At 46.3% G+C, this 16661-nt stretch carries 20 protein-coding genes, 1 tRNA gene and 1 rRNA gene; 5 read left to right on the forward strand and 17 right to left on the reverse strand.

The genetic code is table 11. The annotated features are described in order from the left end of the window. The 13 genes from QXF64_02370 to QXF64_02430 are packed head-to-tail and all read right to left on the reverse strand — an operon-like array spanning window position 1 to window position 7240. Window positions 1-231, reverse strand: a complete 231-nt coding sequence (locus QXF64_02370; protein MEM1689339.1) for a 50S ribosomal protein L14e — start codon at window positions 229-231, stop codon at window positions 1-3. Next, the gene (locus tag QXF64_02375; protein MEM1689340.1) at window positions 191-769 is read right to left on the reverse strand and encodes an AAA family ATPase; all 579 of its coding nucleotides are present in this window, start codon (window positions 767-769) and stop codon (window positions 191-193) included. The genes QXF64_02370 and QXF64_02375 overlap by 41 nt, the downstream gene beginning before the upstream one ends. A gap of 5 nt (window positions 770-774) precedes the next feature. Beyond that, the gene (locus QXF64_02380) at window positions 775-1032 is read right to left on the reverse strand and encodes a hypothetical protein (protein ID MEM1689341.1); all 258 of its coding nucleotides are present in this window, start codon (window positions 1030-1032) and stop codon (window positions 775-777) included. Then, the gene (locus tag QXF64_02385) at window positions 1029-1874 is read right to left on the reverse strand and encodes an EMC3/TMCO1 family protein (GenBank protein MEM1689342.1); all 846 of its coding nucleotides are present in this window, start codon (window positions 1872-1874) and stop codon (window positions 1029-1031) included. The genes QXF64_02380 and QXF64_02385 overlap by 4 nt, the downstream gene beginning before the upstream one ends. Continuing rightward, entirely contained in the window at window positions 1871-2446 is a 576-nt protein-coding gene (locus tag QXF64_02390) for an adenylate kinase (protein ID MEM1689343.1), read from the reverse strand. The genes QXF64_02385 and QXF64_02390 overlap by 4 nt, the downstream gene beginning before the upstream one ends. After that, window positions 2439-3773 (reverse strand): preprotein translocase subunit SecY, encoded by a 1335-nt coding sequence (secY, locus tag QXF64_02395; protein MEM1689344.1) that lies wholly within the window; start codon window positions 3771-3773, stop codon window positions 2439-2441. The genes QXF64_02390 and secY overlap by 8 nt, the downstream gene beginning before the upstream one ends. 2 nt (window positions 3774-3775) lie before the next feature. Continuing rightward, window positions 3776-4213, reverse strand: a complete 438-nt coding sequence (locus QXF64_02400; GenBank protein ID MEM1689345.1) for an uL15m family ribosomal protein — start codon at window positions 4211-4213, stop codon at window positions 3776-3778. Between the two features lie 9 nt (window positions 4214-4222). Further along, window positions 4223-4684: a 50S ribosomal protein L30 gene (locus QXF64_02405; protein MEM1689346.1), complete on the reverse strand. Its 462-nt coding sequence runs from the start codon at window positions 4682-4684 to the stop codon at window positions 4223-4225. Then, window positions 4665-5345 carry a 30S ribosomal protein S5 gene (locus QXF64_02410; protein MEM1689347.1) on the reverse strand — a complete coding sequence of 227 codons (681 nt, stop codon included), beginning with the start codon at window positions 5343-5345 and terminating at the stop codon, window positions 4665-4667. Before QXF64_02410 ends, QXF64_02405 begins: the two co-directional genes overlap by 20 nt. Further along, window positions 5342-5935: a 50S ribosomal protein L18 gene (locus QXF64_02415; protein MEM1689348.1), complete on the reverse strand. Its 594-nt coding sequence runs from the start codon at window positions 5933-5935 to the stop codon at window positions 5342-5344. Before QXF64_02415 ends, QXF64_02410 begins: the two co-directional genes overlap by 4 nt. Before the next feature lie 7 nt (window positions 5936-5942). Further along, window positions 5943-6377, reverse strand: a complete 435-nt coding sequence (locus QXF64_02420) for a 50S ribosomal protein L19e (protein ID MEM1689349.1) — start codon at window positions 6375-6377, stop codon at window positions 5943-5945. 4 nt (window positions 6378-6381) lie between these two features. Beyond that, entirely contained in the window at window positions 6382-6714 is a 333-nt protein-coding gene (locus QXF64_02425; GenBank protein MEM1689350.1) for a 50S ribosomal protein L32e, read from the reverse strand. 4 nt (window positions 6715-6718) lie between these two features. Next, window positions 6719-7240: a 50S ribosomal protein L6 gene (locus QXF64_02430; protein ID MEM1689351.1), complete on the reverse strand. Its 522-nt coding sequence runs from the start codon at window positions 7238-7240 to the stop codon at window positions 6719-6721. Window positions 7241-7375: 135 nt separating this feature from the next. Here QXF64_02430 and QXF64_02435 point away from each other — a divergent pair, with 135 nt between their 5' ends. Both QXF64_02435 and rrf read left to right on the forward strand, forming a co-directional pair. Beyond that, a complete protein-coding gene (locus tag QXF64_02435) occupies window positions 7376-7801 on the forward strand; it encodes a hypothetical protein (GenBank protein MEM1689352.1) in 426 nt (141 codons plus the stop codon). A 29-nt stretch (window positions 7802-7830) separates the two neighbouring features. Continuing rightward, a 5S ribosomal RNA gene (gene rrf, locus QXF64_02440) occupies window positions 7831-7951 on the forward strand. 47 nt (window positions 7952-7998) lie between these two features. On the opposite strand, the gene QXF64_02445 is transcribed toward rrf, so the two are convergent. Further along, window positions 7999-8127, reverse strand: coding sequence for a hypothetical protein (locus QXF64_02445; GenBank protein MEM1689353.1), 129 nt, complete (start codon window positions 8125-8127; stop codon window positions 7999-8001). Between the two features lie 63 nt (window positions 8128-8190). On the opposite strand from QXF64_02445, the gene QXF64_02450 reads away from it, so the two are divergent. Continuing rightward, window positions 8191-8268: transfer RNA gene (locus QXF64_02450), tRNA-Asp, on the forward strand. A 43-nt stretch (window positions 8269-8311) separates the two neighbouring features. Here QXF64_02450 and QXF64_02455 read toward each other — a convergent pair. Next, window positions 8312-12706 (reverse strand): S8 family serine peptidase, encoded by a 4395-nt coding sequence (locus QXF64_02455; protein MEM1689354.1) that lies wholly within the window; start codon window positions 12704-12706, stop codon window positions 8312-8314. Between the two features lie 227 nt (window positions 12707-12933). Continuing rightward, on the reverse strand, window positions 12934-14832 hold the full coding sequence (locus QXF64_02460; protein ID MEM1689355.1) for a phosphoenolpyruvate carboxykinase (GTP): 1899 nt from the start codon (window positions 14830-14832) through the stop codon (window positions 12934-12936). Between the two features lie 171 nt (window positions 14833-15003). Between QXF64_02460 and QXF64_02465 the strand changes: the two genes are divergently transcribed. Next, window positions 15004-15444, forward strand: a complete 441-nt coding sequence (locus QXF64_02465; protein ID MEM1689356.1) for a hypothetical protein — start codon at window positions 15004-15006, stop codon at window positions 15442-15444. Window positions 15445-15549: 105 nt separating this feature from the next. Continuing rightward, entirely contained in the window at window positions 15550-15948 is a 399-nt protein-coding gene (locus QXF64_02470; GenBank protein ID MEM1689357.1) for a hypothetical protein, read from the forward strand. Window positions 15949-16229: 281 nt separating this feature from the next. On the opposite strand, the gene cas6 is transcribed toward QXF64_02470, so the two are convergent. After that, on the reverse strand, window positions 16230-16661 hold a 432-nt coding region (cas6, locus tag QXF64_02475), incomplete at its 5' end, for a CRISPR system precrRNA processing endoribonuclease RAMP protein Cas6 (protein MEM1689358.1).

Below are 16661 nucleotides of genomic sequence, written 5' to 3' on the forward strand. Positions count from 1 at the left end.
TCACCTTATGCCGAGATCATTGAGTTTTTTCAAAATTTCCTCGTCGGGTGTATTCTTATTTATGTCTATTTTTTTATCCGTTGGTTCCAGATGTGCAATGTTACAACGTCTCTTTCTGACTCTTGGACCGATGACCACAACGAAGTTCCTATCAAGCACGTCCACTATCACGCATTTTTCGCCGGCCTCCCTACCCGCGATTTTCACGCAAACCCTTCCGATTTCCATCATTTACCTTCCTCCCAAAGAGTATTGCGCGCGTAACTGTCCATATTATCTCCTTCATCTTCTCGATAGATATTTTCTCGGTGTTTAATACGATATCGTAAGGGGAGTAGTCCGACAGATCAATTCCATAGAATTTTTTGAATCTTTTTTCCTCGCTCTTTTCGCGCTTCACTGTCTCCCTCAGCACGTCCTTATAAAGTCTTCCTTCTCTCTCGGCGATTCTCTTTACCCTCGTCTCAAGCGGAGCCGTCAGAAGTATCTTTAAATCTGCGTTTTCCACGAGCCATCCAGCAAGCCTTGCGTCCACCAACACGTTGCCTTTCTTAGCCTCCTCGATCGTCCTCCTGTCTATTTCCTCATCGATCTTCTTGTTTCTTTCCGCATACTTAGAAAAATCTTCAAGTGACATGCCCTTCTCTGCAGCCATTTTTCTGAATATCTCGCCGGCTGATATATATCGCAGACCCAGCTTTTTCGCGAGAAATTTAGCCACTGTGGTCTTGCCTGCACCGTGGGGTCCACTTACGGCTACAACCACCATCAAAATCAGACCCTTGCCAGCTCCTTGATTATCCTTCTAGAACATGACGGACAGAGATTTCCTCCGTAAGGCCTGTTTGGTCTCCTAGAACTTCTGGGAATTTTTGAAAGTTCTGATGGTCTAACCCGAGGAACCCCGGCAAGAATGGCTCCACACATGCCACATCTGGCAGGTTTTGCGGCCACTTTGCCTATGTGAACCTTCGATTTGCCCCCAGGAGTTTTCACAAACCGCTTAGGTGCTCTTCTCTCGCTTTTTTTCATGTTTTCACCTCGGTTTGCTGTGGTTTACTCGGTTTCTGGATGCTTGGCACTAGGATGGGTCTGAGAAGAACGGAAAATGCCATAAAAGTCAGAAAATACCACCAGCCAAAACCACACGCAACCCATTTTCCATAGATTGGCAGACTGAGGCTAAAAGGAAGCCAAGTCACTACCCACCCGCTAAAAGCTTTTGCCAGCACAACCCACAAGATTAGAAGAGGTACAAGATAGTAAATCGATGGTTTCATCGTCTCGGACATTATAATCGTCTGCATCCTAGAAATCTCGGGCTTTCTCTGGTCTAGCTTGAGCAATCTTTTTCTGTCTTGTTTACGGAGAGCATCTCTATATTCGTTCCAGAATTCTGTCACTTGTGCTTGATAGTTGGAAACCAGCTCCCAGTTGACAACCCATTTGTTTGCAAGCGTGACTAGGAGCGAAAGCAGAAATGTCAAAAACAAAATGAATACTGAAGAAAACTTGTGAATCGGCGAAATCGACATGCCCAGCTTTTCTCCAGCTTTGACTATTTCTTCCCTGAGAGAGCGGATATTTTCCTCCACTGGTCTTGATGATAAACTGAGTTCAGAAAATCTGGACAAAATCTGCTGGTTAAGCTCGTTATCTACGTTTTCCAATTGTGGTGCTATGTCTTGGCGATAGAGCTGCTCAATTTGTGAGAGACGAGCTCCCAACTCCTCACCCTTCCGAAGGCTAACGATTGTCGAATCTATTCCTCTCATGATCTCTGCAATCCTATCGTCACTTTTAGCCGAAACACCTATCGCCGTCAGCGCAATTACGGCCGCTATCAACACGATCGCGGTTATCAACTTTTTCATTTTAGCACCTCCACTATATTCTCTACAGCCTCATTTAACCTCCCCTCACGGTTCTGAACGATCTTTATCGCGGCTCCGGTGAAAGCGGCATATGCCATTGCTATGGCTCTGTTCATCTGCTGATGCTCGTCTATTTCCTCGAGTCTGTCCTGGTCTCGCATTCTGTCCATATCTTTCTGTCTTCTACCAAATATCTCGGCCGGTTCTGCTTCAACGAGTATCAAAACATCTGGCCTCAATTCTTCTAGCACCCAAACAGGAAGACCTGGATAATATCCCTCGGGCTTTTTTATCAAGCAATGCGTGTCCACGATCACATTTGATTCCTCTGCCATCTTCGCGATTTTTTTCCCAGCTTCCCTCTGAATCTTCCGATAAACCAAGGTCCCTATTTTTCTCATTTCATCTCTGTGTTTAACGCCAAGTTTTTCCGACATTATCTCGAACATAACATCTCCGTAATTGACCACCTTATACTTTACACCCATTGTTTCAAGCCTTCTGAGAGCTTCTCTCATCACCGTTGTCTTCCCACTTCCCGGCACTCCTGTTATTACCACAACTCTATTCACCGAATAACCTCCTGACAGCGGGGAACATTTCCGCCAACTGTTCTCTCGCCATTTGTTCGTAGAGAGAGTATATTATTCCGACAGTCAGAAGAATGCCTGTTCCGCTGCCGGGTGTTCCCAGCATGTCTGCACCCAGCGAAATCAATGCAACTGCTAGCGAACCGAGTATGGTCGCAGGTATTAGGTATTTTCCGATGACTGCCTCAAGGACTTTTGGGTCCTTTCTGTACCCTGGAATCGTCATGCCGGATTCATCGAGTTGCTGTGCGATGTCCTTCGGCGACATTCCGGTCATATATATCCACATCAAACCAAAAGCTACGGATAGGGAAATCAAAAGAATTCCATAAATTAAAATCCTGAGTGGATTAGCCAGGACGTCCCACACGCCGTTTGGTGGATGTACAAAATTGCTTAACCACTGCGCTCCGACCAGAGATGAGAATAGCCTTATGTTTGCGAAAATCGTCATGGCAAGGATAACTGGAATATTCGAGGTGTAGAGGAACTTTATCGGATATCTTCCTCTCATTCCTCCGTATTTTGCCAGCGTCACGGGCACCTCCACCCTAACACTTTCGAGATATACCACGACCAGAAAGATTAGGATAACTCCAACAACGCCCATCATATTGACTGGGCCTGGCGCAAAGAATGCGCTGAGTGGATTCTCTCCTGCCATCACGTCCCTTATAAAAACTGGTATCGCTCCGGTCCTCAAATTGAAAGTCTGCCAGAATACTGTCATCGCAACTCCTCCGGCTATGAAAAGACTGACCCCACTGCCAAATCCATATTTCGAGACAATTTCATCGAGATATATGACAATTATTCCACCTAGCGTTAGTTGGGCGACTATGGCAATTCCGGCTAAACTCGTAAGCTTTACGCCATATCTCCCAGCTAGAACAAGCATGGTTCCCTCAAATATTGCCATCAGAATCGCCAGAAGCTTCTGAGAACTCGTAAACACTGCCCTATCTTGTGAATCGGATAGATCCAGGTTGATTATCTTACTCCCTACGAGCAACTGCATTATAATGCCGGCAGTGACTATCGGGCCTATACCTAACTCCATCAAGGTTCCAGTCTGACTAGCGAACACAAACCTGAGCTGGCCGAGCAGTTCGCTAACTCCGAAACCCTTAGGTATCCCGTAAAGCGGAATCTGTGCCATGACGAAAAAAAGAACAAGAGCAAGAATCGTCCAAAAGAACTTCTCTTTAAACGAAACGTGACGCTTTGGAACCGAAATCTCCGGAAGTTTTCTTAAAATGGGTTCAAAAGCGTAAAGCTTCGAGCGTGGCTTTTCGGTTTCCTCCGCCATCATTAGTCACCGGTTGAAACCCGTCCACCAGCCTCCTCTATTTTTCTTCTGGCCTCGCTAGAGATTTTATCGGCTATTATCTCCATCGGGTGTTTGACTTCACCTCCACCCAAAACCTTCGAAAACCCAAGCTTCCTAACATCTATTTTATAGATATCTCCCTCCTTGGTCGCGAGCCCCTTTTCGACAAGCTCCTCTATTCTCTCATCGAGCTCTCCCACATTCACCGCTTCCTGCTCCCTTCTGGTAGGCGGAAAGAACCCGTGCTTTCCGAAATAATCCGGCGCGTAGTGGATTATGTATGACCACTTATGTTTGTGACCACCCGCCATTCCTTTACCGCCCCTCTCGCCGCTACCTCTTCCCCGCTTCGCACATCCTCTCCCGTGTGTCCTGCTGCCCCTCTTTTTCTTCACTTTCTTCCTTCTTCTTACAACCATCTTTTCACCTCATACCATCCGTTTGATCAGATCGTTTATTTTATCTCCACAGTAACCTAAGCTTCCACCTTCGCTCACAGATTTTTTCGTGGACTTGTACCCCTTTCGCGGAGGATGAAGACGGAAAACTCTTTTAAGGCCCGGAAGCTGTCGGATGGAGATTTTGTCCGAGCAAATTGCCTCAGCTATCTCTCGAAATGAACTGAAACCCCAAGATTTGAGGGTTTCCTCATCGATTTTTCTGTTCCCGATCAGTCGTCCTCTTTTTGCTATCAAGATTTCTAGCGTTTCCGGATTTATCTCCCCCCAAGTTATGTAATCTTTTGCCTTTTGCAACATGCCCATTAGAGACGGCGTATCATCAACGATCACGCAGTGATTTACTCTTGTTAGCCCTAACATTCTGAGAGTATCTATCACATCTCCCCTCGCCCGTATTCCTCCTCGCACTCTAACTACTGCCAGTTTCACCGGAAACACCCGCCCTACCAATGACAACGTTCCTAAGCTGATCTAGGGATGCTACCCTCGTAGTGTTTTTTAGAGCGCTGAAAGTTGCGAAAGCAAAGTTAATGGTCGTACGAGTCTCCCCTTCCGTATGGGTCCAAGCATCCTTTATCCCACTAAGTCTCAGGATTATCTTTGGAATCTCTGCCGCGACCAAACCCAGTCCTCTCGGACCGGGTTTTATTCTGATTATTGTGCTACCATTTTTTCCTTCTACTTCCCAAGGTACAGAATGTGGTCTGCCGCACCTGCACTCCCAGCTTCCACAACCGCGCGCGATCTCCGTTATGTTGAGTTTGGCGGCTGCGGTGGCCTTCCTTATGGCTTGGCTGATCTCTCTGGCTCTGCTTTTACCCACACCGATCAATCCGTCTCCATTTCCCACAACTGCGACGACCTGATATCTAGTCCTTCTCCCTGACTTGTGCATACGTTGTGTTAGATTAATGGAGAGAACTTCCTCTTTAAGATCTGGAACAAGGGCATCTACTATCTCCGGTTCCATAATTTTCTTCCCAGAGCGGAGAATCTCAGAGATGTCTTTTATTTTCCCCTCTTTAACAAGTCTGCCGAGCTCCGTTTTTGGTTCCCAAAGGTTTATGTCGAATGCTTCGCCAGGTCTCATTTCAGCACGCCTCCTAGAATCTTCTCTTTAATCTCGTTAAAGTGATTTGGTAGAGCTTCGGGCGGAAGACTTCTTGCGAGATATTGAGAGAACACTCTAGCATAAAGTTGGGGATTCTCCTCCTTTAGCTTTCTGGCATACTCGGCTATGTGCTCACCTGCTATTCTCTTGTCGTCAGGAAAAAGTTCTGGATCATGAGGAATTGAAAGACCCGCATCTAATGCACCTTTGAGAGCAGCAAAGACTCTTGCCCCTTTTGTTGGTGTGTATCTGTCAATATCCAGAACACACTCGGAAACTCCGTTGTCAAGTGCTCTCTTTGCGCATAGCAGTCCCACCAAATAGGCTGCTGGAACATTTGAGGTTCCTCCCTTCCAACCAAACTTCTGGAGCTGCTTCGAGTGAGCCTGCGCAATGACAAAATCGCCCACAGAACCCACTCCGATCACCTGCGCCTGAACATTGTTCAGAGACCATCTAACGACGAATCTAGGTTTTCCGGATTTCAAGAGTTTCAGTCGTTTCCGATAATCCGTTTTGCCTTCCCTACGTCTGCGGAATGGAACTCTATATCTCGGACCTTTTGCCATCTCGTAGTCACCCCTTGATTATTCCTTTTTCCCGCAAATAACGGTCCAAATGAGCCTTGCTTTTGAATGCACCCCTAGAAGCCATTCTGTATAACCTACGGTAAAGGCTCGGAGTTAAAACTCCTTGCTTTTTGAGCTCACGGAGCTTGGCTCTAAGAGGTCTAACTGTTCTTATCCATCTACGCTTGCGTGGGTCTCTAGCTCCCCTGGCCCCTTTTCTACTTCCGGGCCCCTGCTTTTTCTTTCCCCGCTCCCGGACTCTGCCTCTGCTGACGCCCTTCTCTGGTCTAGCTCTGATGTAACCCCTCTTTATAAGATTGCGAATATCATCAGCTGTCAGGGCGGCATCTACCTCGGCGATATGTTCCGGATCTATCCAAACCCTGTTGACGCCAACACCGAGAATTCTGGCAGCCGTCCTCCTCTTCTTATCCAGCTTCATTCAATCATCCTCCTGGGTTCAAGACCTTTATTTTCCTCTCCTGGGCCACCTTCAAAATCTGGGTCTTCAGACGTTTTCCAACAGTTGAGGATATTCTGATCGCTTGCGTCGAGGGATCAACCTTCTCCAGCTCCTTCAGGTTGTGGACGAGCACCTCCTTTAGACCGCATGGATGAAGGTCCCTTTCCGATTTAGGCGAACGATATCCTATCGAAACCAGAGGAGGTTTCCCTTTTATCTGTAGCCTCATCTTGCTGTCTTTTCCTCTCGGTCGCCTCCAAGATTCATCAAGCCGTTTGAATCTCCACCAACTTTGTCTCTTGAATTTTTTGCTCACGCTTTCACCCCTTTTCGGTTATGTAACAACCATCTTGGAAAATTCTCCGATCTCTATATCTCACGACTGTGGCTTGCTCTATGTTTGCGGCTGTCTGCCCCACGGCCTCCTTATCTATTCCGCTAACTATTATTTCATCACCTTCTACGCGCACGGTAACGCCTTCCAATATCTCCGCCACCCTTGGGTATTTCTCTCCCAAGAAGTTATGAATCAAAACTTTGTTTCCCTTCACCTCCACTTTTATCGGGAAGTGAGAATAAACTATCCTCAACTTATACGTATACCCATCCGTGACACCCTTAATCATGTTTCTCAAATGAGCCTTTATCGTTCCTACGGCCGCCTTCAGTTTTCTTTTCGGAGATGGCGCCTCTATCACAACAGTTCCATTTCCCTGTTTGATGACGACCTCGGGAAAACCGAAAGTCTTCTTTATGGAACCCTTCTTCCCGCTGACCTCGACTGTGTTTCCCTCAATTTTGACCTGGATGCCCTCTGGGATTTTCACAACATCTCTTATCATAGCCCTATACCTTCCGCTATTTCGTGTCTGTTTATTAAAAAGACTGTTGCTCCCGGTCTATTTGCAGGTTCTTTGGCTTTTCACGCTAATATGAGAAGTATTAAAGTAGCTGGAACCCAGTTTTGGTGGATTCGGATGGAGAGAAAACATGCGTGGAGTATAACTTTCACTTTGCTTTTTGCGTTGTTGATTGCGTTTCCCGTTTCATGTCTGCTGTCCGCTCTTTTTCCGATAACTGGCAGAATAACGCTCTCGGTAAGCGTTGAAGCCAAGAGGGTTGAGAATGCTGTTATCTTCATCGTGCGGCACACTGGAGGAGGTTGTTTATATTTTGATCTCGCAAAAAACCCGGACAAACTTATGGAAGGAGAAGTCTTGTTTTCTGACGGAAGTAAAATGAAAATTGTGAATTGGACTTTTGAGCGGCCAGATCGCTTCTGTGAGGGCGATCTTGCTTGGGCCAAGGCAGATATTTCGGAGAATCTCCGTGAGGATATTTTTGTAAAAATATGGATCGATGGAGTTGGAACTGTTTTCAGCGGATTCGTAACCATAAAGTAAAAAAGCATGTTTTCAGTAGTAGTAAATTGGCTGGCGGCCAAAGCGGCGGGGAAACACCCGGTCCCGTCCGATCCCGGAAGTTAAGCCCGCCTGCGTTCTGGACGGTACTGTGGTGCGCGAGCCCACGGGAAGTCCGGAACGCTGCCAGCCTCTTAAAATCGTCGATAGAACATTAGCAAACGTCTTCGCAAACCATTTCAAATTGCTTTGACTTTTTTCACTATTTTTGGTCTGAGCTTGATGAAGATTTTCTTCTTGCAGTGGGTACAGCTCAATCCTTCCGGAAGCTTCTCGTATGTTTTTCCACAGTTCTGACATTTCCACATATTCGTCCTTCCCTTCTTTGGCCAGAGAAATTTAAAGGTTTGGAAATAAAAAAGATTAGTTGGGCCCTGGTGGTGTAGCCGGGACTAACATGCAGGCCTGTCGAGCCTGCGCCCCGGGTTCAAATCCCGGCCAGGGCGCCAAATCTTGAATTCTGCCCAGTTTGACAGTTTTACTTTTCCGATGTCATCGGCTAGAACGACGTTTTCGTTTTCTACGCTTCATCCTCGGGAGGCGATAGATTTTCCAAAAAACTGCTAGCGCAGCAATCGATACACAGCCGATAAAAATCACTATTTTATATTTTTGAACCCAGCTGGGTCCAGGCCATTCTACAACCAGCTGTCTCTCCGTAACATTTCCCGCTCTGTCAACAATTTTGAGAAGAAATAGGTTAAGGCCTTCTGAGAGCTGAAGGTCCACGTTGAATATACCATTTTCATCTGCCAATACCCGGAGATTGTCTATTTCGATTGTAGAACCAGGTTCCACCCTTCCCTTTAGCGTGAAAATTCTTGAAGATGATTTAAGTCTATTTTCGTTTTCGAGTCCGAAGATTTCGATATCCGGAGGTACGGTATCCACGATTATCGAATATTTTCCTGTCTCACTTTCTCCTCCGGCATCCTTAGCCTTAAGGAGGAAAGTGAAAACTCCGTCTGGCAAGCCTTGATATGAAACATTCGTCTCGGTCGTCTGTTTCCACTCATTATCGTAATTATCCAAACGATAGAAATACACAACAGAACTTGGACCGCCAACAGTCGACCAGTGGAACAACACATTTCTGTTTGATGAAGGAACCCCTTCCGCATGAGTTGAACTGAAAATTGTCGGCTTTTCGGGAGGAATGGTATCTACTATTATCCTCATCGTTGGAGACCAACCGCTTTCGTTTCCTAATCCGTCTTTCGCCTTCACGCGCCAGAACCAGACACCATCGGAAAGTGGTGGAGAAACTTGCCAACTTGTCTGTTGTATCCAGCCGGAGGTGCGATTTTCATGCGCGAAAGTGTCTACATCTGAAATTTGAAGTAGATACGAAACTGGTGGAGAGAAATCGCTAACGCCTGCCCATTCGAAAACTGGAGAGCTCGAAGATATGATATAATTCTGGGGAGGAAAAATCGGAGAAGGTACCGGTGGTGGTGTCGTGTCTACGTTCAGGACGAAGATCTGTGACCAAAAGCTTTCGTTTCCAGCGAAATCTTTTGCCTTAACACGCCAGAACCATGTGCCGTCAGAAAGGGTGGCAGACCAGCTTGTAGCAGATATCCATCCGGAATTCCAAACCTCTGGTGAAAAATTCGGATTTTTGCTTATCGAAATCATATAGCTTATTGGCGGAGAGTCATCCAAAACCTCTGACCAAGAGAAAGTAACCGTAGATGATCTTGTGCTGGAATTATTGAACGGCAAAAGCAGAGAAGGTGAGGAAGGAGGAGTAGTATCAATTGTAAAACTTCTCTGCCCTGACCAGACTCCCTCGTTTCCCGCGTTGTCTCGTGCCTTGACTTTCCAGTAATACCTGCCGTTTGGTAGCGGCGGTGTTAAAACCCAGCTGGTCGAAAGTATCCATCCAGAACTCCTATTCTCATGCTGAAAGAGAGGGTCATCGCTGACGGCAACTAAATACATCACTGGAAGAGAATTTTCTTGTACTCCCTGCCAAACCAAAATTGGTGCACTAGTACTCACCACTTCATTATCCAATGGTGAAATGAGATTTGGAGCATTTGGAGGGACTGTGTCCACTCTGAAGCTCCGAATTTCTGACCAATCTCCCTCATTTCCAGCGTTGTCTCGGGCTTTTACCCTCCAGTACCAAACACCATCGCCCAGACTGGGGGACGTCCACTGATTGTTGGATATCCATCCGGAGCTGATGTTTTCATACGGAAATTCGTAATTATCGCTTATGGAAACGAGATACAAAACCGGAAGGGAGTTTTCTACAACACTCTGCCAGCTGAAAATTGGTGTGACATTATTCGTGTTCTCACCCTCAAGCGGATTGAGGAGAACTGGTGGTGGAGGGTTTACTGTGTCCACTCTGAACCATATTTCTGAATTCTCGCTCAGAAATCTGGCGTTATCTCTCGCTTGAATGCGGGCATACCATATACCATCGGGAAGCGGTGACGTCAGCGCCCAAGTTGTGTTTTCTATCCATCCTGAATCCACGTCAACTGATGAAAAATCTGGGTCGTTATCAATCCAAAGCCTGTATAAAACTGGAGGCGAAGAACTCCATACTTCAGTCCAGCTGATAACGAATTCATTTTCTCCAATGTTTTCGCCAAGCGAAGGATAGAGAAATGTGGGTGCAAGGAGAGTTGGGATGTACGTCACAGAAATCTCGCGGATCTCTGGAGCGCTACCAAAAAGCTCCAGCCGGTATTGAAGATAACGCCCTGAAGGAAGGTTTTCGTTCTCCATTCCATTTTGATGGACAATCCAGTCCGTCCAGCCACCATCGTACGGGTTGTTGTCCATCCCTGTACGCAATTTTATCACGATTTCCGATCCGGGGGGTTTGTTAGCAATCAATCTGACATTCTTCCAGTCAGCTGTTCTGTGGCTATCGAATATGTTAGATTCAATCCAGCCCGAGACGCTTCCCGGTGAAAGAGTTATCTTTCCGGAATTCTCCCAGATGATGTTTTCGGCTGAATAAAACCAAGCATAAGAACGAGTGAATCTTCCTACTTCTAGCTCTTTGATACCACCATCCCAGGTCGTCTGTGTCCATGTGAAGGTGGGAGCAATGACTGGTTGTTCGGGCGAAATCCCGCCGACAACAACAAGAGCAAATGGCTGAGCATCGGTTTCCGGTTCGCCCATCGGAACGTTGTAGCCTATCACCTCAATCTTGTAAATCCCGGTTGGAAATCTGTTGTTTTCTGGAGTCAGGATCACGGCTTCCTCTGTGTTTCGCCTGTCGGCTGAACCACCTGCAACCGAAAATCCTGGATTGTATCCTGCAAAAACATTGCCGAGGTAGACGTTTCCATTTGGATCCGTGACCTTCAGATCAAGATCGTTCACGAGTTGAATCGAGGCACTTGGACTCCCAGGGTAATCGGTCCAGCATAGCACAAACTTCAACGGTTGTGTGTTGTCGATTATGTTGACAAAATATGTTGCTGTTTCTCCTGTGGAAATTCCCAGTCTGTTATCAACGACCCACATACGTTTGTTGTCGCCCTCAAAGTAAAGAGAATTGTTCAAGTTTACCCTTCCCCATCCCTGATCCCAATTCGGGTAGAAGTAACCGTTGTAGTATGCATACTGTCCATTTATCTCAACGGCTCCGGCGATGAGTGTGGCCTTTACGAGGGCGGAGGAGGGCTCGAATGCGTCCGCGGGGTTTCTTTTTCCGCTGGGATACCACCCTTCCTCGTAGTATTGTCTAATCAAGGCAACTGAGCCGGCTACGGCGGGCGTGGACATGCTCGTTCCACTTTTCTGGATGTACAAGTTATCTCCCTCAAAATTCGCAGACCATATAAACTGACCGGGTGCGACAACGGTCGGTCTTATTCTATTGTCCTGGGTGGGTCCACGACTGCTGTAATACCAAATGTCGTTGGAGGATACACCATTTTTCGTGGCGCCTACGGCAATCACATTCTTTGCTTCTGCTTGAGCGCTCAGAGTCCCAGATGATGGGCCTGAATTTCCCATTCCATAAAGAATTGTGAAATCTTTGTGAAGCCAAAGAAAATTGTCGATTCGCTGACTTTCCGAAGTGTAGCCGCTACCGCCTCCCCAGCTATTTGTGTGAATTAGGGAGCCAACGTCGTAAGCCGGTTCAAACATTTTGAAAAAATCATCTGGTGGGTAAATGTAGGGATCTGAATCGCTGTCGATATCTTGCATTACTATTCTTGCGACGAAAGCGTGCCCATCGTGTTTGGCAACATCATAAGCGAACAAAGTACCTGCATCACCGGCAACTGTCCCCGCGACATGTGTCCCATGACCGCTCTCGTCACCCAAGGCTCCTCCAGCGCCCTCGGGTACGTAGTACGCTCGTATTTTACGGTGGTTTATTCCTACGTTCTCGCTGTCCACAAACATCTCGTGGGTGATGCGAATACCGGTGTCGGCGATCGTAATCAGCTGATTCTCTCCATGAAGCCCGTTCTCGTGAACCGGCGCGAAATGATAGATTCCGGACTGGACCACCCATCGAGCGTTTTCGTTGAAAATCTTTGGTTGGGTGTACGGCTCTATCCAAAGAACCTCATCGAGCGAGGCCAAGGCTAATAGATCAGACTTATTGACTCTACCTATCAAAGAATTTTCGATCATAACGACTCTGACGGACACATCACCCCATTTCTGTAGAAGATCTGGGTGAATTTTGTATTGCGGCAGATACGGACCGGCCCATTGAACGTATGAAAGATTTCTGATTTTTTCTAAGGTTGAGAAATCCTTCGTTTTAATAAGAAAAGTGTAGTCTGGGATATACCACAGGATTTCGCACCTTCCGATTTCTTGTAGCTCCTTTTTCCAATCTGGCATAATCGGTCCTTTCATCTGCACCAGAAGGAGATTCGTTTCGCTCCACATTTGAAGTGTGTGAGCATCATGGAGTGGGTCAAAAGAGCCAGATTTAAGGTGTATGAAAATTTTTTCCCTTTGTCCGGTGGAGGTGGGGAGGAGAAAGATAGATAACATCGAAAGTAAAAGCCCAAAAAATATGAACGCCTTAAAAGTTTCTTTAAGCTGACTCATCACTGTTTTCCTACTTTTCCTGAAATAAATACCTCCAAACACGGGAGAATTTTGTTGATCTCTTACTCTTCGGGTAGATTTTCTGGAGAAACAGGGTCTCCAAATTCTTTCATGAGCTCGAGCAATCTCTTTTTCTGCTCCTCAAGAATCACAAATATCTCGGCCGGGGCTTCTGGTTCATTCTTCCAGAATTTCTCGACTCTCTCTGTTTTCTTCAGATTTTCTTTCACACGAATTGAAAACTGCTTGATGTATTCCTCACGAGAATATTCTTTTTTCCGGACTTTACGGAAGAGTTCGACCAGGTCTTCATACCTCGGGATGAGTCCAGTAGGAGCTACAAGTGCTCCTACTTCGTCATGAACCCGGAGCTCCATCCATTTCACCCAGACGTGCTTGTCCAGTCTCTCGTTCAAATATTCGCCAGTCTTCAGATCGCGGAGGAAATAGTTAACTCCAAAAACCAGAGGAACTTTCTTTAGCTTCCTTCCGAATTCTAGATAGTTCCTTATGTACTGGCCGAGCGGAATTGAAAGGAAATCTTGGATGCTCATAACGTTTATCTCAAACTTGGGCTCCTCGATTATCGCGAATGTCGTTTCCGTTTCGAGCCCTGCGCCGTAGACGACTATGCCATGCTCCCAGCTGAAACCCTGCTGGACCGGAACGAAAGCTCTGTAGTCGCGTCCACCAAACATTATTCCGCCAATTTCTACGCCATTCGGATTGTCAAGCTCTGGATCGCAGTTCGGCAGAGCTCTGAGGTTGACAGTATAGCGTGCGTTCGGGTGGGCCGGCGGAATCGGTTTCCCATCTGGCCCTACTTTTCCCTCCCACCACTCACCTGAGAAGTTTATACCGCGTTTTGGGAGCTCACATCCCATTTCAAGCCACCACGGTCTAGCGTCTTTTATCAAAACATTTGAGAAGATTATTTCTCCTGGACTCGTGAGAACTTGATATATCAGAGGATCGCTTTCCGGACTGACTCCTTGGAGAATTCCGAAAATTCCTGCTTCGACATTCACAGCACGACAAACTCCGTCAATGTTCTTTACGTAAGCGATGTCATCCGCAAGAATCGTTTCTCCCGGAAGCATGGCTGTTGATGTTTTTCCACATGCGCTTGGGAATGCTCCAGCGAAATAGGTCTTTCTCCCGTTTGGACCGCGAACTCCCATGATCATGAAGTGCTCGGCAAGCCAGCCTTCCCTGTGGGCTTTGCGAATCGCAAGCCTAAGAGCGAGTTTCTTGAAACCTACAGAGTTTCCGGCATACTGAGTGTTTACACTGTAGACCGTGTTCGTCACGTAATCGATGTAAATTCTTTTCTTTTCGTGATCTATGCTGGTCATCCTTTCGTCCAACCTGCCGGAAGAGTGAAGGGTCTTGAAAACTTCTGCGTTTTCGTCCAGAGCGCAGAAAACGTCATATCCGGAGCGATAGAGAAGGCTAACAGAATGAGCAACGTACCAAGAGTCTGTACATTCCATGCACGGAATAGTGAAGGGGGAGTTCTTCGGACCGAGCGTCAAGAAACGGACAATCATCGTTTTTCCTTTCATCGAGCCTTTCAAGAGTCCGAAGATTTCTGACAATCCTTCGTCCCTGTCGATTTGGTTAAGTCTCGGACTTAGATAATCACCCTTCGGCACCAGGAATTTTGTAGCCTGCCTGTCACGGCCCTGATCAAAATAACCGTCAAAGTGAAATGTGTGCCCGGGAATGCTAAGAGCAGCACATTCCTCTCCACTCGCTATCGCCATATGTTTGATGTACGCGAGGTCGTCTGGTGAGTCGTTGCAGACGAAAATTCTGTCTGGTTCGCAGAGCTCAATCGCCATGGCGATGAACTCATAGACTTGAGGGGATCGTATGGCCGTAAGCTTTTCTAGCTCCTTTTCTGGAGCCTTCCTTGCCACTATTTCGAGATGTCTGTTTATTTCGTTATTTTTTGACATTTTGTTAACACCTCACGGTTGATTTTCAACATTTTTATGCCATAGGATTTAAAAACTTTATCATTACGTTTTATGAAGAAAAAATTTCCAAAATGACGAAAAGGTTTTTAAAACTTTTGCTAAAGAATGACTGATGAAAGATAAAAAAGAAGAATAGCGCTCGCTTTTGTGGTGATAGCTTTAATCGCTGTTGTGGCTTTTGTTTTTCTCTCCAAAAAGGAAAAGAAAGAGGAGGGTGGAGGAGAAGCGCCACCTTCATGCGAACTCCCTCCAGAGTATTTCTCCATTAATAGAGTTTACTTCAGCGACATTTCTCCATATGATTTTGAGGTCGTCGTTGAGATCACGAGCGGCGGAAGAGGAGTACGTGTCTGCTCCATCGGGATTGACTATGGAAATGGGATCGGATTTCAAGACAATGTAATCGAGGCGGAGTATACTCCTCCAAAAAATCCTGAAAACTGCAAAATTGTACTCAGAGAAGACATGGCAAAATGGACACTACCTAGCGGTCAACATCCCAAGACTGGACAAACATATCACACAAAGGTCCATTTAACTCTTACAGACAACACATACCTCGTTTGGGAAGGAAACACGGGATATCTGTAGACTTGAAGGAATAAACCAAAAAATGTGATCCGGTGGCGAGGAAAGAGAAGTACTGGTGTTTTCTTTTATAAACCTCCTTGTCCAAAACCAAAGCCGGTAGAAAGCATGCAAGAGGAACGTCTGCCGAAGTTTGAGGATTTTGTTGAACCAGATATTCCTATGAATTCGTCGCACACCGTCGGGCTCACAAATAGACTAAAGCGTGACCCGCGAAGCTCCGGTCTCGGATGCTTTGAGCTGATCAACTCCCACGGCAAAGGAAACCGAGAAGAGTTATTGAAAAAAGCGACGGAGCTGGCTATTCTACTGAGAATGAAGCATGGATACACTTTCGATGTGGACATGCTGGTTGACACTCTCCTACATCTTCGGAAGGCCGGCTTCATGGATGGCTTGATAACTGCGTTTTACTTTACCACTCCTCAACCGCTCATTTTGGAATCCGCTGACGTTTACGGCGAACCGCTGAACTATTTGCTTGTTGCGCCAAGAATCGATGAATGAAATTCATTACTCGGTCAGAGATTTGACAATCATAACTTTTTTTCAAGCAATGCTCACAAAATTTAGCGAAGCTGAGCATTTCTCGTGCATCGTCTCTTTCTCCTTTGCTGTTATGCAGGAAGTTCATTACTTCTATAACTTTTTTGAAGCTTGCCGCTGGATAAACACGACTGTGAAAAGCAAAGCATTGCTTTCTTCAACCTTTTCGAATGAAGCAATTAAATCTTCTAATTGACACATTCTCTGAGCATCAATTTTTTGCTTGAGAACTATATTTAAATTCAGAGAGAAAAGTCAATCGGTTCAAAATTCAAAAAGCCCATACCGAAGGAGGATTTGGCTCCAGCTCCCAAAACCTTTCCAACTCCAAGCAGCCATCTCCCTGTCTCGTCCAGCTTATCGAACTCGTAATCAGCTATTCCCGTCCAGCAATGCCAAAATTCTCTCTTTCCAGTTCTTTGAGAAACGCCAACTAGGCGATGGTAACGTTGCATCACTGGCTTCACTTTCCCCTCACACGTAAAATCTCCAACCTTTTCCCCGCTTCCATATTCATTAACAAACCTCACTAAACGTTGGTGAATGAGCTTCAGCAGATGCTGCGGAGGGGGCGGAAAACCGAGAGGAAGCTGGATCGGGGTGTAGAAATTTACTCTTACTCTTCTCCCTTCAAAAGGTTGAAGTTTCTTGACGTCAATTTCCTTAAGCCGAGA

Source organism: Candidatus Hadarchaeales archaeon (assembly GCA_038823825.1).
Classification (GTDB): Archaea; Hadarchaeota; Hadarchaeia; order Hadarchaeales; family Hadarchaeaceae; genus JAVZGN01.

Bases quoted from the DNA above. Each gene is read 5' to 3' on its own strand.
- QXF64_02370 (MEM1689339.1), bottom strand. From the start codon at position 231: ATGATGGAAATCGGAAGGGTTTGCGTGAAAATCGCGGGTAGGGAGGCC.
- QXF64_02375 (MEM1689340.1), bottom strand. From the start codon at position 769: ATGGTGGTTGTAGCCGTAAGTGGACCCCACGGTGCAGGCAAGACCACA.
- QXF64_02380 (MEM1689341.1), bottom strand. From the start codon at position 1,032: ATGAAAAAAAGCGAGAGAAGAGCACCTAAGCGGTTTGTGAAAACTCCT.
- QXF64_02385 (MEM1689342.1), bottom strand. From the start codon at position 1,874: ATGAAAAAGTTGATAACCGCGATCGTGTTGATAGCGGCCGTAATTGCG.
- secY (MEM1689344.1), bottom strand. From the start codon at position 3,773: ATGGCGGAGGAAACCGAAAAGCCACGCTCGAAGCTTTACGCTTTTGAA.
- QXF64_02400 (MEM1689345.1), bottom strand. From the start codon at position 4,213: ATGGTTGTAAGAAGAAGGAAGAAAGTGAAGAAAAAGAGGGGCAGCAGG.
- QXF64_02410 (MEM1689347.1), bottom strand. From the start codon at position 5,345: ATGAGACCTGGCGAAGCATTCGACATAAACCTTTGGGAACCAAAAACG.
- QXF64_02415 (MEM1689348.1), bottom strand. From the start codon at position 5,935: ATGGCAAAAGGTCCGAGATATAGAGTTCCATTCCGCAGACGTAGGGAA.
- QXF64_02420 (MEM1689349.1), bottom strand. From the start codon at position 6,377: ATGAAGCTGGATAAGAAGAGGAGGACGGCTGCCAGAATTCTCGGTGTT.
- QXF64_02430 (MEM1689351.1), bottom strand. From the start codon at position 7,240: ATGATAAGAGATGTTGTGAAAATCCCAGAGGGCATCCAGGTCAAAATT.
- QXF64_02435 (MEM1689352.1), top strand. From the start codon at position 7,376: ATGGAGAGAAAACATGCGTGGAGTATAACTTTCACTTTGCTTTTTGCG.
- QXF64_02445 (MEM1689353.1), bottom strand. From the start codon at position 8,127: ATGTGGAAATGTCAGAACTGTGGAAAAACATACGAGAAGCTTCCGGAA.
- QXF64_02455 (MEM1689354.1), bottom strand. From the start codon at position 12,706: ATGTGGAGCGAAACGAATCTCCTTCTGGTGCAGATGAAAGGACCGATT.
- QXF64_02460 (MEM1689355.1), bottom strand. From the start codon at position 14,832: ATGTCAAAAAATAACGAAATAAACAGACATCTCGAAATAGTGGCAAGG.
- QXF64_02470 (MEM1689357.1), top strand. From the start codon at position 15,550: ATGCAAGAGGAACGTCTGCCGAAGTTTGAGGATTTTGTTGAACCAGAT.